General features: G+C 70.3%; 10 protein-coding genes. 9 read left to right on the forward strand and 1 reads right to left on the reverse strand.

Features of this window, described 5'->3' with window-relative positions:
• Positions 1–30 precede the first annotated feature (30 nt).
• The 6 genes from mreC to OG440_RS24610 all read left to right on the forward strand — a co-directional run bounded on the left by mreC (position 31) and on the right by OG440_RS24610 (position 8,928).
• On the forward strand, positions 31–969 hold the full coding sequence (gene mreC, locus OG440_RS24585) for a rod shape-determining protein MreC (RefSeq protein ID WP_406008945.1): 939 nt from the start codon (positions 31–33) through the stop codon (positions 967–969).
• Between the two features lie 14 nt (positions 970–983).
• Complete coding sequence (gene mreD, locus OG440_RS24590; RefSeq protein ID WP_406008946.1) at positions 984–1,655, forward strand: rod shape-determining protein MreD; 672 nt, start codon at positions 984–986, stop codon at positions 1,653–1,655.
• A 187-nt stretch (positions 1,656–1,842) separates the two neighbouring features.
• Positions 1,843–4,092 (forward strand): penicillin-binding protein 2, encoded by a 2,250-nt coding sequence (gene mrdA, locus OG440_RS24595; RefSeq protein ID WP_406008947.1) that lies wholly within the window; start codon positions 1,843–1,845, stop codon positions 4,090–4,092.
• The gene (gene rodA / locus OG440_RS24600; RefSeq protein ID WP_406008948.1) at positions 4,089–5,288 is read left to right on the forward strand and encodes a rod shape-determining protein RodA; all 1,200 of its coding nucleotides are present in this window, start codon (positions 4,089–4,091) and stop codon (positions 5,286–5,288) included. The genes mrdA and rodA overlap by 4 nt, the downstream gene beginning before the upstream one ends.
• Before the next feature lie 103 nt (positions 5,289–5,391).
• A complete protein-coding gene (locus OG440_RS24605) occupies positions 5,392–6,897 on the forward strand; it encodes a CHAD domain-containing protein (RefSeq protein WP_406008949.1) in 1,506 nt (501 codons plus the stop codon).
• 90 nt (positions 6,898–6,987) lie between these two features.
• Positions 6,988–8,928, forward strand: coding sequence for a TIGR03960 family B12-binding radical SAM protein (locus tag OG440_RS24610; protein ID WP_406008950.1), 1,941 nt, complete (start codon positions 6,988–6,990; stop codon positions 8,926–8,928).
• A 237-nt stretch (positions 8,929–9,165) separates the two neighbouring features.
• On the opposite strand, the gene OG440_RS24615 is transcribed toward OG440_RS24610, so the two are convergent.
• Positions 9,166–10,200 carry a hypothetical protein gene (locus OG440_RS24615; protein ID WP_406008951.1) on the reverse strand — a complete coding sequence of 345 codons (1,035 nt, stop codon included), beginning with the start codon at positions 10,198–10,200 and terminating at the stop codon, positions 9,166–9,168.
• A 199-nt stretch (positions 10,201–10,399) separates the two neighbouring features.
• Here OG440_RS24615 and OG440_RS24620 point away from each other — a divergent pair, with 199 nt between their 5' ends.
• The 3 genes from OG440_RS24620 to OG440_RS24630 all read left to right on the forward strand — a co-directional run bounded on the left by OG440_RS24620 (position 10,400) and on the right by OG440_RS24630 (position 13,594).
• The gene (locus OG440_RS24620) at positions 10,400–11,551 is read left to right on the forward strand and encodes a glycosyltransferase (protein ID WP_406008952.1); all 1,152 of its coding nucleotides are present in this window, start codon (positions 10,400–10,402) and stop codon (positions 11,549–11,551) included.
• A gap of 72 nt (positions 11,552–11,623) precedes the next feature.
• Entirely contained in the window at positions 11,624–12,781 is a 1,158-nt protein-coding gene (locus OG440_RS24625; RefSeq protein ID WP_406008953.1) for a hypothetical protein, read from the forward strand.
• A 48-nt stretch (positions 12,782–12,829) separates the two neighbouring features.
• Positions 12,830–13,594: a TIGR03936 family radical SAM-associated protein gene (locus OG440_RS24630; RefSeq protein WP_406008954.1), complete on the forward strand. Its 765-nt coding sequence runs from the start codon at positions 12,830–12,832 to the stop codon at positions 13,592–13,594.
• The last annotated feature ends 113 nt before the right edge of the window (positions 13,595–13,707 follow it).

A 13,707-nucleotide genomic window follows, 5' to 3' on the forward strand; every position in this document is an offset into this window, starting at 1 on the left:
TTCTCTCGAGGAAGGGCACGGCCGCCGCACGTGAGGGACACACGAGAGAGCCGGCTGCTCCTGGTGCTGCTGGTCGCCGTAGCGTTCGCGCTGATCACGGTGGACATCCGGGGTGGGGAGGATTCCCCGGTCGACGGTGCCCGGCAGGCCGCGGCCGCGGCCTTCGGCCCGATCGAGAACGGCGTGTCGTCGGCGGTGGATCCCGTCGGGAACGCCGTCTCCGCCGTCCGGGACTCCGGTGAACGCCATGACCGGCTCACCGATCTGGAGAAGGAGAACGCGGCTCTCAAGGCGAAACTCGGCAGCGACGACCGCAACCGCAGCCGGCTGGCACAGCTCGACAAGATGCTGAAGATCGCCGGCACGGGCCAGTACGGCATCAAGGGCGCCGAGGTCATCGCGATAGGAGCGGCCCAGGGCTTCTCCTGGACCATCACCATCGACGTCGGCGCGAACGACGGCGTCAAGCGCGACATGACGGTCCTCAACGGGGAGGGTCTGGTCGGGCGGGTCACGACCGTCGGACCCCACACGGCGACCGTGCTGCTGGCCAGCGACCCCGACTTCACCGTCGGCACCCGGATGGAGGCGTCCGACGAACTCGGCTTCGCCTCCGGGCAGGGCGACCGGCCGCTGCGCGTCGAACTCCTCAACGGCAAGGCCGAGGTGAAGAAGGGCGACCGGCTGGTCACCTTCGGCTCGCAGGCCGACAAGCCCTTCGTGCCCGGCGTCCCCGTCGGCGTCGTCTCCCGCGTCGACCCCTCCGGCGGCGACCTCACCCGCACCCTCTACGTCACGCCGTACGTCAGCTTCACCAAGCTCGACATCGTGGGTGTGGTCGTCGAGGCCCCGAAGAAGGACCCGCGCGACACCGTGCTCCCCTCGAAGCCCAAGCCGGTCCCCACGCCGACGGTGACCGTCACGGTCACTCCGAACGCGAACGCACCCGTCGACGGCCAGCAGCAGTAGGAGCTGACACCCCCATGCGCGTCAACCGGATCCTGCTCTCCGTCCCGCTGGTCGTCGTGGCCCTGGTGATCCAGGTGAGCGTCCTCGCCCGCCTGCACCTGCCCGGCGCCGTCCCCGACCTCCTCCTGCTCACCGTGCTGGGCCTCGCCATGGTCTACGGACATGTCGGCGGCGCCCTCATCGGCTTCGGCGCCGGACTTCTCGCCGACCTCGCGCCGCCCGCCGACCACGCCGCCGGGCGCTACGCCCTCGTGCTGTGCGTGATCGGCTACCTCGCCGGGCTCGTCAAGCCCGAGAGCGGGCAGATCAAGTCGGCCACCGGCCCGATGGTCGTGGTCGTCGGCGCCGCGATCGGCTCCACCCTGCTGTACGCCGGGGTGGGCGCCCTCGTCGGCGACACCGCCGCCCGCCATGTCGGCCTGACCGGGCTGCTGTTCACGGCCGGCCTGTACGACCTGCTGCTGGCCCCGTTCGTCGTCCCCGCAGTCATGTTCCTGGCCCGGCGCGCCGACAACGACCCGCTCGCGGAGACCAACTCCGCCGCCAAGAGCCCGGACATCTCGTCCGGCTGGCTCTCCTCCGGGACGGGTCTCAGGATCGACGGGCAGCGCAACGGGCTGAAGCTGAAGGCGGCCCGCTCACGCGGGGCGCGCGCCGGTCGTATCAAGGGGGTCAAGCGGCTGTGAGCGCGGGCGGGTTCACCCGAATGTCCACCCCGAGGCCCGTCCGTGGACTCACCCGCAGCCGCACCCGCGGATTCACCCGAACGGGGAGGTTCCGGCGGAACGCGGCCTCACAGGCCCGTCGTTCATCATTCGTACGCACACCTGTCCGCGTGCACACGTCCGCGTACGGAGAGGGGGAGGCACCGCAGTGACCAACATTCCCGAGACCGGTCGGACCCCACGGGTCCAGATCAGGCTCGTCGTGATCCAGATCCTCGTCCTCTCCCTGCTCGGCACCCTCGGCGGCCGCCTCTGGTACCTCCAGATCCGGGAGGGCGCCGAGTACGCCAAGGAGGCCTCCGGCAACCACGTCCAGCAGGTCGTCGAGCCCGCCGTGCGGGGCTCGATCCTGGACGCGCGCGGGGTGGCCCTCGCCGACAACGAGACGCGGCTCGTGGTCTCCGCCTCCCGCACCGACCTGCTGAAGCAGAAGGACGACGGCAAGGCGGTCCTGGCCAAGCTCGCGGCCGTCCTCGGCATGACCGCCGAAGAGGTCGAGCAGAAGGTCCGGCTGTGCGACGCGAAGACGCCCCAGCCCTGCTGGAACGGCTCGCCCTACCAGCCGATCCCGATCACCGACGAGGCCACCGCCAAGCAGGCCCTCCAGATCCGCGAGCGCGCCGAGGACTTCCCCGGCATCACCGCCGAACCCGAGGCCGTCCGGCGTTACGCGGCCCCCGGCAACGCCAACACCGCCCAGGTCCTCGGTTACCTCTCCCCGGTGACGGACGACGAGATCACCAAGGCTCAGGACAGCGACTCGCCCTATCTGCGCTCCGACCAGGTCGGCCGCAGCGGCCTCGAGCGCCAGTACGACAAGGAGCTGCGCGGCAAGGCCGGCGTCACCCGCTACGAGGTGGACAACCTCGGCCGGGTCATCGGCCAGGCCGAGGCGGACGCGGCCCAGCCCGGCTCCAACCTCGTCACCAGCATCGACGCCCGCGTCCAGCGGGTCGCCGAGTACGAACTGAACAACGCGATGAAGATCGCCCGCACCCAGTTCGACAAGATCACCGGCGAGAACTACAAGGCCGACTCCGGAGCGGTCGTGGTGATGGAGGCCAAGACCGGCCGTATCGTCGCCATGGCGTCCGCCCCGGCCTACGACCCCAACGTCTGGGTCGGCGGCATCTCGGCCAAGGACTACAAGAAGCTCACCGGCAAGAACTCCGACTATCCGCTGCTCAACCGGGCCATACAGGGTCAGTCCGCCCCCGGTTCGACCTTCAAGGTGGTCTCCACGGCCGCCGCGGTCGAGGCGGGCTACGAGTGGGACGGCGGCTACCCGTGCACCAGCTCGTACTCGGTCGGCGGCCAGGTCTTCAAGAACTTCGAGGGCGAGAGCTTCGGCCCCATCTCGCTCGGCCGGGCCCTGGAGGTCTCCTGCGACACCGTGTTCTACGGCCTCGCGGACCGGGAGTGGAAGAAGGACGGCGGCATCAACCCGGCCAAGGGTGAGCCCAAGGACTACTTCTACAAGGCCGCCCACCAGTTCGGTCTCGGCAAGGAGACCGGCATCGACCTGCCCAACGAGGTCACCGGCCGCGTCCCGGACCGTCAGTGGAAGGAGTCCTACTGGAAGGCCAACAAGGACTCCTGGTGCAAGTACGGCAAGAAGGACGGCAGTTACGTCGAGAAGATCGCGTACGAGAACTGCCTCGAGGGCAACAAGATGCGCGAGGGCGACTCGATCAACTACTCCATCGGACAGGGCGACACCCTCGTCACCCCGATCCAGGAGGCCGTGATCTACGGGGCGCTCGCCAACGGCGGCACCATGTACACCCCGACCATCGGCAAGGCGATCGTCAGCGCGGACGGCAAGACCGTCCAGGAGATCGCGCCCAAGGTCAAGGGCAAGCTGCCGGTGGACAAGGCGACGATCAAGGGCATGGACGCCGCGCTGGAGGGCGTGGTCACGCGCGGTACCGCCGCCTGGAAGTTCGGCGGCTGGCCGCAGGAGGAGATCCCGCTGCACGCCAAGACCGGTACCGCCGAGGTCTACGGCAAGCAGACGACGTCCTGGCTCGCCACGTACAGCAAGGACTACACGGTCGTCATGACGATCGCTCAGGCCGGTACCGGTTCGGGCGCCTCCGGTGAGGCCGTGCGGCACATCTACAACGCCATGTACGGCGTCGCCGACGACGGCAAGATCGACAAGAAGAACGCCCTGCTGCCCACCCCGCAGACCAGCCTGCCGAAGGTCCAGGCGGACGGCACGATCAAGGCGCCGAAGGTCTCCAAGGACCCGGCGAAGGAGCAGCGCGTCAGCCAGGAGGGCGCGCCGGAGCCGGACGAGTCGCAGTCGGGGGCCACCGTGCAGCAGAACACCAGCACCAACCGCGACACCCGCAGGCGACGGCGGAAGAGGGGAAGCCGGAGGATGTGCACATGAGCGGCGCGAACGGTTTCTCCGTCTCCGGATACGGGCCCGAGCGGGCCGGCTGGACCCGGGTCTTCGCCCGTGACTCGCTGGCCCGGCGGCTGGACTGGCCGATACTGATGTCGGCGATCGCCCTGTCGTTGATCGGCTCGCTCCTGGTCTACTCGGCGACCCGCAACCGCACCGAGATCAACCAGGGCGACCCGTACTACTTCCTCGTCCGGCACCTGATGAACACCGGCATCGGTATCTGCCTGATGATCGGCACGATCTGGCTCGGCCACCGCACCCTGCGCAACGCGGTACCGGTCCTCTACGGCCTTTCGCTCATGGGGATCCTGGCGGTGCTGACGCCGCTGGGCTCGACGGTCAACGGCGCGCACTCCTGGATCGTGGTCGGCGGCGGCTTCTCGCTCCAGCCCTCGGAGTTCGTGAAGATCACGATCATCCTGGGCATGGCGATGCTGCTCGCGGCCCGGGTCGACGCCGGCGACAAGCTCTACCCCGACCACCGCACCGTGCTCCAGGCTCTCGGGCTCGCGGTCATCCCCATGCTGATCGTGATGCTGATGCCCGACCTCGGGTCGGTCATGGTCATGGTGATGATCGTGCTCGGTGTGCTGCTGGCCTCCGGCGCGTCCAACCGCTGGGTCTTCGGACTGCTCGGCACGGGCGCGGCCGGCGCGATCGCCGTCTGGCAGCTGCACATTCTGGACGAGTACCAGATCGCCCGTTTCGCCGCCTTCGCCAACCCGAGCCTCGACCCCGCGGGTGTCGGCTACAACACCAACCAGGCGCGGATCGCGATCGGCTCCGGCGGCCTCACCGGCGCAGGACTGTTCCACGGTTCGCAGACGACGGGCCAGTTCGTCCCGGAGCAGCAGACGGACTTCGTCTTCACCGTCGCCGGTGAGGAACTGGGCTTCATGGGCGCGGGCCTGATCATCATCCTGCTCGGTGTGGTCCTCTGGCGTGCCAGCCGCATAGCTCGCGAGACGACGGAGCTGTACGGCACGATCGTCGCCGCGGGCATCGTGGCCTGGTTCGCCTTCCAGTCCTTCGAGAACATCGGGATGACCCTGGGGATCATGCCGGTGACCGGTCTGCCGCTGCCGTTCGTCTCCTACGGCGGCACATCGATGTTCGCGGTCTGGGTGGCGGTGGGACTGCTCCAGTCCATCCGGGTGCAGCGGCCCATGTCGGCGTAGGAGCCACGACAAAGCGCCGGACCTTCTGTTTTCCCCTGGCGGGGTCGTGATTCGGGCCCGGTGCGCAGTGCCGTTCGGGCCCGACTGCGACTAGGTTCGATTCATGACGGAGACGAAACGCGAGATCGAGCGCAAGTACGAATCCGATGAGAGCGGGCTGCCGGACCTGACCGGGGTCGCCGGGGTCGCGTCCGTCCTCGACAAGGGCGTCACCGAGTTGGACGCGACCTACTACGACACCTCCGACCTGCGCCTGGCCGCGGCCTCGATCACCCTGCGTCGCCGCACCGGGGGCGCCGACGCCGGCTGGCACCTGAAGCTGCCGGTGGGACCCGGCGTCCGGGACGAGATCCGGGCCCCGCTCTCCGACGCCGTGCCCGACGAACTCGCCGGGCTGGTCCGCGCCCGCGTCCGGGAGGGGCAGCTCGTCCCCGTGGTGCGGCTGCGTTCCAGCCGGGACCTCCGCGAGCTCGTCGACGCCCGGGGCCGGCTGCTCGCCGAGGCGAGCGTGGACGCCGTACGCGCGGACAGGCGGTTCGGCGGTGAGGGCAGCGCCCAGTGGACCGAGATCGAGGTGGAACTCGCCGACGGCGGCGATCCCGTCCTCCTCGACAAGGTGGAGAAGCGGTTGCGCAAGGCGGGCGTACGGCCCTCGAAGTCGGTGTCGAAGCTGGCGCGGGCGCTGGCCGAGACCAAGGGCGGGCATCCACGGCCGAAGGACAAGGGCCCCGCCGAGCCCGTCACCGCCGGGGACCACGTCCTGGCGTACATCCGCGTCCAGCGGGACGCGATCGTCGAGCTGGACCCGGCCGTGCGCCGGGACGCCGAGGAGTCGATCCACGACATGCGGGTCGCCACCCGCCGGCTGCGCAGCACGTTCCGCTCCTTCCACAAGGTCCTCGACCGGGTCGTCACCGACCCGATCAGCGTCGAGCTGAAATGGCTGGCGGGGGAGCTGGGTAAGGGCCGCGACCACGAGGTGCTGGCCGAACGGCTGGACGCGGCCCTCGGCGAACTGCCCTCCACGCTGGTCTCCGGCCCCGTCCACGACCGGCTGCGTACCTGGGCCAAGGCCGGGGAGCACGGTTCGCGCCGCCGGCTGCTCGGCGTACTCGACTCCCAGCGCTATCTGACGCTCCTCGACAGCCTGGACGCCGTGGTCGACGACCCGCCGACCCTCGGGGCGGCCGCCAAGAAGCCGGACAAGGTGCTCGCCAAGGCCGTACGCAAGGACTTCCGAAAGGTGTCCGCGCTGGTCGAGGAGGCCATGGAGCAGCCACCGGGCGTCGACCGCGACCTCGGACTGCACGAGGCCCGCAAGAAGGCCAAGCGGACGCGGTACGCCGCCGAGACCGCCGGCCCGGTCCTCGGCGGCGCGGCCAAGGCCCTGGTCAAGTCGATGAAGTCGCTCCAGAGCCTGCTCGGCGACCACCAGGACAGCGTCATGGCCCGCACCACCCTGCGGGAGCTGTCCGCCGTGGCGCACGCGGCGGGCGAGAACACCTTCACCTACGGCGTGCTGTACGCCCGCGAGGAGCGACGCGCGGAGCGGGTCGAGGAGGCCATGCCGGCGGAGTGGAAGAAGACCAGCGGGTCGATGAAGGTTTAGCGCCCGGATCTTCGCGGACGGGGGAGTCCTCCGAGCGGGTTACGCTTGATGGTCACCCCTGTCCCTGCCAGCTCACGAAGGTAAGCCGCGATGTCTGTCGAGTCGGTCTTCCCGCAGCTAGAAGCCTTGCTCCCGCATGTGCAGAAGCCGATCCAGTACGTGGGCGGCGAGCTCAACTCCACCGTCAAGCCCTGGGAGTCGTGCGACGTCCGCTGGGCGCTCATGTACCCGGACGCGTACGAGGTCGGGTTGCCCAACCAGGGCGTCATGATCCTCTACGAGGTGCTGAACGAACAGCAGGGGGTTCTGGCCGAGCGCACGTACAGCGTGTGGCCGGACCTGGAGGCGCTGATGCGGGAGCACTCGGTCCCGCAGTTCACCGTGGACGCCCACCGTCCGGTGAAGGCCTTCGACGTGTTCGGACTGTCCTTCTCCACGGAGCTGGGCTACACGAACATGCTGACGGCGCTGGACCTCGCCGGTATCCCGCTGGAGTCCAAGGACCGCGGTCTCGACGACCCGATCGTGCTCGCGGGCGGCCACGCGGCCTTCAATCCCGAGCCGATCGCCGACTTCATCGACGCGGCGGTCATCGGCGACGGCGAGCAGGCCGTGCTGGACATGACGAAGATCATCCGTGAGTGGAAGGCGGAGGGGCGGCCGGGCGGCCGCGAAGAGGTCCTCTTCCGCCTCGCGAAGACGGGCGCGGTGTACATCCCGCGGTTCTACGACGTGGAGTACCTCCCGGACGGCCGGATCGCCCGTGTGGTGCCGAACAAGTCGGGTGTCCCCTGGCGCGTGTCGAAGCACACGGTCATGGACCTGGACGAGTGGCCCTACCCGAAGCAGCCGCTGGTCCCGCTCGCCGAGACGGTGCACGAGCGGATGTCGGTGGAGATCTTCCGAGGCTGCACCCGCGGCTGCCGTTTCTGCCAGGCCGGCATGATCACCCGCCCCGTGCGCGAGCGGTCGATCACCGGGATCGGCGACATGGTCGAGAAGGGCCTGAAGGCGACCGGCTTCGAGGAGGTCGGCCTCCTCTCCCTGTCGAGCGCCGACCACAGCGAGATCGGCGAGGTCGCCAAGGGCCTCGCGGACCGCTACACGGATGACAAGATCGGTCTGTCCCTCCCTTCCACGCGCGTGGACGCCTTCAACGTGGACCTGGCGAACGAGCTGACCCGCAACGGCCGCCGCTCCGGCCTGACGTTCGCCCCCGAGGGCGGCTCGGAGCGCATGCGCAAGGTCATCAACAAGATGGTCTCCGAAGAGGACCTGATCCGGACCGTCTCCACCGCGTACGGCAACGGCTGGCGCCAGGTGAAGCTGTACTTCATGTGCGGTCTGCCGACGGAGACGGACGAGGACGTCCTCCAGATCGCCGACATGGCGATGAGGGTGATCGCCGAGGGCCGCAAGGTCTCCGGCCAGAACGACATCCGTTGCACGGTGTCGATCGGCGGGTTCGTACCGAAGCCGCACACCCCGTTCCAGTGGGCGCCGCAGCTCTCCGCCGAGGAGACGGACGCGCGGCTGCAGAAGCTCCGGGACAAGATCCGCGGCGACAAGAAGTACGGCCGCTCGATCGGCTTCCGCTACCACGACGGCAAGCCGGGCATCATCGAGGGCCTCCTCTCGCGCGGCGACCGCCGTATCGGCGCCGTCATCCGGGCCGTCTACGAGGACGGCGGCCGCTTCGACGGCTGGCGCGAGCACTTCTCGTACGACCGCTGGATGGCCTGCGCGGACAAGACGCTGCCCGCCTTCGGCGTCGACGTCGACTGGTACACGACACGCGAGAAGTCCTACGAGGAGGTCCTGCCCTGGGACCACCTGGACTCGGGCCTCGACAAGGACTGGCTCTGGGAGGACTGGCAGGACGCCCTCGACGAGACGGAGGTCGAGGACTGCCGCTGGACGCCCTGCTTCGACTGCGGGGTGTGCCCGGCGATGGACACCCACATCCAGATCGGCCCGACCGGCAGGAAGCTGCTCCCGCTGGAGGTCAAGAAGACGGCGCCGACCGGCTGAACCTGCCGACCGGCTGAACGGGGCAGGGCCGTGCTCGGCCCTGCGAGCCCCCGCTCCCGATCGTGTGCCGGGCACTCCCTCCTCGGCTCGACCCGGTCGGCGAGGTGTTGGTGCCGTGTGCAGGCGTGGCGGGTGGCCGTCGAGGGTTGGTCGCGGGGGGTGGGGGGTATCGCGACACATGCCCGGAGGTCTGTCGGCGGACCTCCGGGCATCGCTACCTGCGTGGTGCGAGGGTCGTCACGAGCCGCCGTTGACGGCGCCCACGAGGGGCTGGAGGGTCACCTTGGTCCAGGGGTTGGGGAGGCCGCTGGGGTCGTTGCAGTTCAGGGTGGCGGGGTTGGTGCCGCCGACCGCGACGCAGGTGGTTTCCCAGACCTGGCCGGTGGTGGTCATGACGTCGAACTTGACGGGGTTTCCGGTGTTGGCGTCGTGCCCGTTGACGGCGGCTCCGCAGACGAAGCCCACGTCGCGTCCGTCCGGGTCCACGCCGCCTGCGGGGTAGCCGGGGTGGGTGCTGAGGTCGGTCCACAGGAACGGGCGGGGGAGCACGCCGCGGAGGTCGTGGATACCGGCGAAGGTCGATCCGCCGGTCAGCGCGACCCGCAGTTCGAAGTTGTCGGAGTCCTGCGCGGCGTCGATGTCGGAGCAGGCGCCCGTCGCGCCGGTGGCTCCGGTGGCGCCCGTGGGTCCGGTCACGCCGTCGATGCCTGCCGTGCCGGTGGCGCCCGTGGCTCCGGTCACGCCGTTGATGCCCGTCGCCCCCGTCGCCCCGGTCGCGCCGGTCACGCCGTCGACGCCTGCCGTGCCGGTGGCACCGGTGCCTCCGGTCGCGCCCGTCGGTCCGGTCGGACCCGTCACGCCCTGCTGGCCCTGGGTACCGGTCGCGCCGGTGGAGCCTGTCGGTCCCGTCGGTCCCGTGGGGCCGGTCGCGCCGGTGGATCCCTTGTCGCCCTTGGGACCCTTGGGGCCCTTGGGGCCGGTGGGACCCGTCGGGCCCTTGCACTTGTCCTTGCCGCCGGCCTCGATCGCCCTCGGCTTGTGGTGCTCCGGCTTGTGGTGCCCCGGCTTGCACTTGCCGCCCTTGCCACCCTTGCCGCCCGGGGAGGGGAGCTCCGCCTGCACCCCGTCGGTGACGCTGCGGGCCGCCGCCACGGCAGGGCTGACCACGCCGGCCGTGAGGATCACGGCGAGCGAGGCCACCATGCCGGCCTGCTTGCATCTGAGTCGGGCCACGGGCCCGAGGAGGGAGTACGGTCCGAACTGGGGTCGCATTCACGTGCTCCTTGTATCGACCGGTCCGGGCGCTCCCCGAACCTGAGGGCGAGCTTGACCTGAACAACCCGGTCATGCGAGGCACAAGGTCCAAAAGATAATTTTTATCGACGTATCGGACTAATCGATGCGTACTGATGGGGTATTCGTCGCGCGGAGCGGACGGTCCGGGGAGCGGACCTGTGTCACCTTGGCGCCCGTGACACACCAGACCCTGTGCCTGTGCATGATCGTCAAGGACGAGTCGCGCGTCATCGAACGCTGCCTGGAGTCCGTGCGGCCCCTCATCGACTACTGGGTGATCTCCGACACCGGCTCGACGGACGGCACGCAGGATCTGATCCGCAAGGTGCTCGACGGCATCCCGGGCGAGCTCCACGAGGAGCCCTGGGTCGACTTCGGGCACAACCGGACGCTCAACATCCAGCACGCCCGCGGCAAGGCCGACTATCTGCTCACTCTCGACGCCGACCACGTCATGCGTCAGGACGGCCCGCTGCCCCGGCTGACGGCGGGCTCGTACATGCTGCGTTACGACACCCCGGGCACCCAGCACCGCTTCAAGCACCTCATGCGGGGCGACCGTGCCTGGCGCTACGAGGGCGTCACCCACGAGTACCCCTGCACCGACGGCCCCGACCGGCAGGAGAACCTGGACGCGCTCGTCATCGAGGACCACGCGGACGGCGGTTGCCGCAGCGACAAGTTCGAGCGCGACGCGCGCCTGCTGCGGGGCGAGTTGGAGCGCGACCCCGCCAACGCACGCACGGTCTTCTACCTCGCCAACACCGAACGCGACCTGGGCCACGCGGACGAGGCGATCGCGCTGTACGAGCGGCGCGCGGAACTGGGCGGCTGGGGCGAGGAGGTGTACTGCTCCCTCCTGGAGGCGGGGATCCTGCGGGCGGAGCGGACGGACGACTGGCCGGGGGCCATGGACGCCTTCTCCCGCGCCTGGGAGTCCCGCCCGGAGCGCCTCGAAGCCGTCTACGAACTGGCGTCGCGGCTGCGCCTGCAAAGCCGCTACCACACGGCGTACGCCCTGCTGAGCGCGGTCGTCGGCAGGGACGAACCCGGGGACCTGCTCTTCACCAGGTCCTGGGTCTACCGGTGGGGTCTGCTCTTCGAGTTCTCCATCTGCGCCTACTGGGTCGGCGACCATCCGGCCGCCGTCCGGGCCTGCGACACGCTGCTGGCCATGCCGGATCTGCCCGATGCCGTCCGCCGTCAGACGGAGACCAACCGCGAGTTCTCCGCACCCCATGTCCAGGCAGTCCCCCGGCCGGCCGGCCCGGAACGCCGGCCGAAGGCGTCCCGGGCGGGGAAGGCGGCGCGGCCGCGGAAGCGGTAGCCCGTCCGTGGCCCGGGCCTGACCCACCCTCAGCAGTGCATCCACCGGGGCGGTTGTAGCGTCTACGTCGTTATGGACCTGGAGAAGCCGCCCCTCGCCGGGCCCCCCGCCGGATCGCCCGCGCAGCCGCCCCCGCGGGCGCCCGAGGGATGTCTCGTCGTGGCGATCCGGCTGCCCGTGCGGATCGTCGTGCTCGTGCTGGTCGTGCCCGTACGGATGGTGTGGGACGCGCTCGTCGTCGTGGGGCGGCTCCTGCGGGACACGCTGCTCCGACCGCTGGGGCGGGCCCTGCTCTGGCTGGGCAAGGCGCTGTTCGTCTGGCCGTTGATCGGGGCGTGGCGGTACGTCGTCGTCCCCGTGGGCCGGGCGGTCGGTCGGCTCGTGCAGGTACTCGTCCGGGTACTCGTCGTCGTGCCGTCGGTGTGGTTCCACAGGTGCGTGCTGACCCCGGTGGGGCACGGCATCGTGTGGCTGGCGCGCGGGATCGGGGCGTTGCTGGCGTGGGTGTACGCGCGCGTGCTGACGCCGCTCGGGCATGCGGGCCGATGGCTGCTGAAGGGGATCGGGGCCGTTCTCGCCGCCGTCGGCGTCGGCGCGTACACGGTCGTGGCATGGCTGGTGCGGCACCTCGTCGTCGTTCCGGCCCGCTGGGTCCACCGGTGGATCCTCGCGCCGGTCGGGCGGGCGCTCGTCCGGTGCGCGCGAGGGGTGTGGTGGCTCCTGACGCTGCTCGTCACCGGGATCGGCCTGGTCCTCTACTGGACGGCCCGGATCCTGGTCGTGCTGCCGGCGACGGCCCTGTGGCGCTGGGTGCTCGTCCCCGTCGGCCGCTTCCTGGCGGTCGTCGCGCGTGAGGTGGGGGAGGCCCTCGGGCATGCCTGGCGGATCGCCGGACGGATCTCACGGGCCGTCGGACGGTTCCTCGGCACCCTCTTGCGGTGGATCTTCGTGGAGCCCGTGCGCTGGGTGTACCTGACCGTCCTCACCCCGGTCGGGCATGTCGTCCGGGACGCCGTGCTGCGGCCCGCCGCCCGTGCCGCGCGCGCCGTGGGCCGGGCCACCCGGCAGACCCTGGCCGCCGCCCGCGAGACCGCCCGGCAGACCCGCGAGGACGTGCGGCGGATGCTCTTCGGGGAGTCGCGGGAGCGGGAGGCGGTCGGCGGGCGGGAACCATCGGGAGCCGAGACACGTACTCTTGGTAGGAGTACGACCGCTCTCACGAAGGACTGAACGACACTGGGCAAGCGACAGCCCGAAGGCCCGCCGCCCGCACCCGCGGTGCAGCGCATCCGACTGCGTTACACCAAGCGCGGCCGCCTCCGGTTCACCAGCCACCGTGACTTCCAGCGCGCCTTCGAGCGTGCGTTGCGCCGTGCCGAGGTGCCGATGGCGTACTCGGCGGGGTTCACGCCGCATCCGAAGGTGTCGTACGCCAATGCCGCACCCACCGGCACGGGCAGTGAGGCGGAGTATCTGGAGATCGCGCTCTCCGCGGCGCGTGACCCGGAAAAGCTGAGAGTCCTCCTCGACGAGTCGCTGCCCACCGGGCTCGACATCGTCGACGCGGTCGAGGCCCGGACCTCGGGGCTCGCCGACCGGCTGACGGCTTCCGTGTGGGAGCTGCGGCTGGACGGTGTGGACCCGGCCGACGCCGAACGCGCGGTGGAGGCCTTCAACCGGGCCGACGCCGTAGAGGTCCAGCGCATGGCCAAGAACGGCGTGCGAACCTTCGACGCCCGCGCCGCCGTCGTGCACCTCGAGACGCACGGTGAACCTGCTGATAGGCCGACGGACCAGCCCTGTGCGATACTGCGGCTGGTTGTTCGGCACGTGACGCCTGCCGTACGACCCGACGACGTCCTGTCCGGTCTTCGCGCCGTGGCCGACCTGGCGCCGCCGGTCCCCGCTGCGGTGACCAGGCTGGCGCAGGGGCTGCTCGATGAAGAGACCGGCACGGTGACCGACCCGCTCGCGCCCGACCGCGAGGCAGCTCAGGCCCCCACAACGGCCGAACCCGCTGCCACCGCGAAGGCGCCCGCGTAGGGAAGGTTCCGCGAAGGAACGCACGTCGTAGCGCCGCCCTCGTACTCGGGAGCCACCTGGGTCGGGCGGCGAACCGACCAGAAGACTTTCGCCAGGCCGTACGCATTCGGCGT

Source organism: Streptomyces sp. NBC_00637 (assembly GCF_045161545.1).
In the GTDB taxonomy this organism is placed as follows: domain Bacteria; phylum Actinomycetota; class Actinomycetes; order Streptomycetales; family Streptomycetaceae; genus Streptomyces.

Bases quoted from the DNA above. Each gene is read 5' to 3' on its own strand.
- mreD (WP_406008946.1), top strand. From the start codon at position 984: ATGCGCGTCAACCGGATCCTGCTCTCCGTCCCGCTGGTCGTCGTGGCC.
- rodA (WP_406008948.1), top strand. From the start codon at position 4,089: ATGAGCGGCGCGAACGGTTTCTCCGTCTCCGGATACGGGCCCGAGCGG.
- OG440_RS24605 (WP_406008949.1), top strand. From the start codon at position 5,392: ATGACGGAGACGAAACGCGAGATCGAGCGCAAGTACGAATCCGATGAG.
- OG440_RS24610 (WP_406008950.1), top strand. From the start codon at position 6,988: ATGTCTGTCGAGTCGGTCTTCCCGCAGCTAGAAGCCTTGCTCCCGCAT.
- OG440_RS24615 (WP_406008951.1), bottom strand. From the start codon at position 10,200: ATGCGACCCCAGTTCGGACCGTACTCCCTCCTCGGGCCCGTGGCCCGA.
- OG440_RS24625 (WP_406008953.1), top strand. From the start codon at position 11,624: ATGGACCTGGAGAAGCCGCCCCTCGCCGGGCCCCCCGCCGGATCGCCC.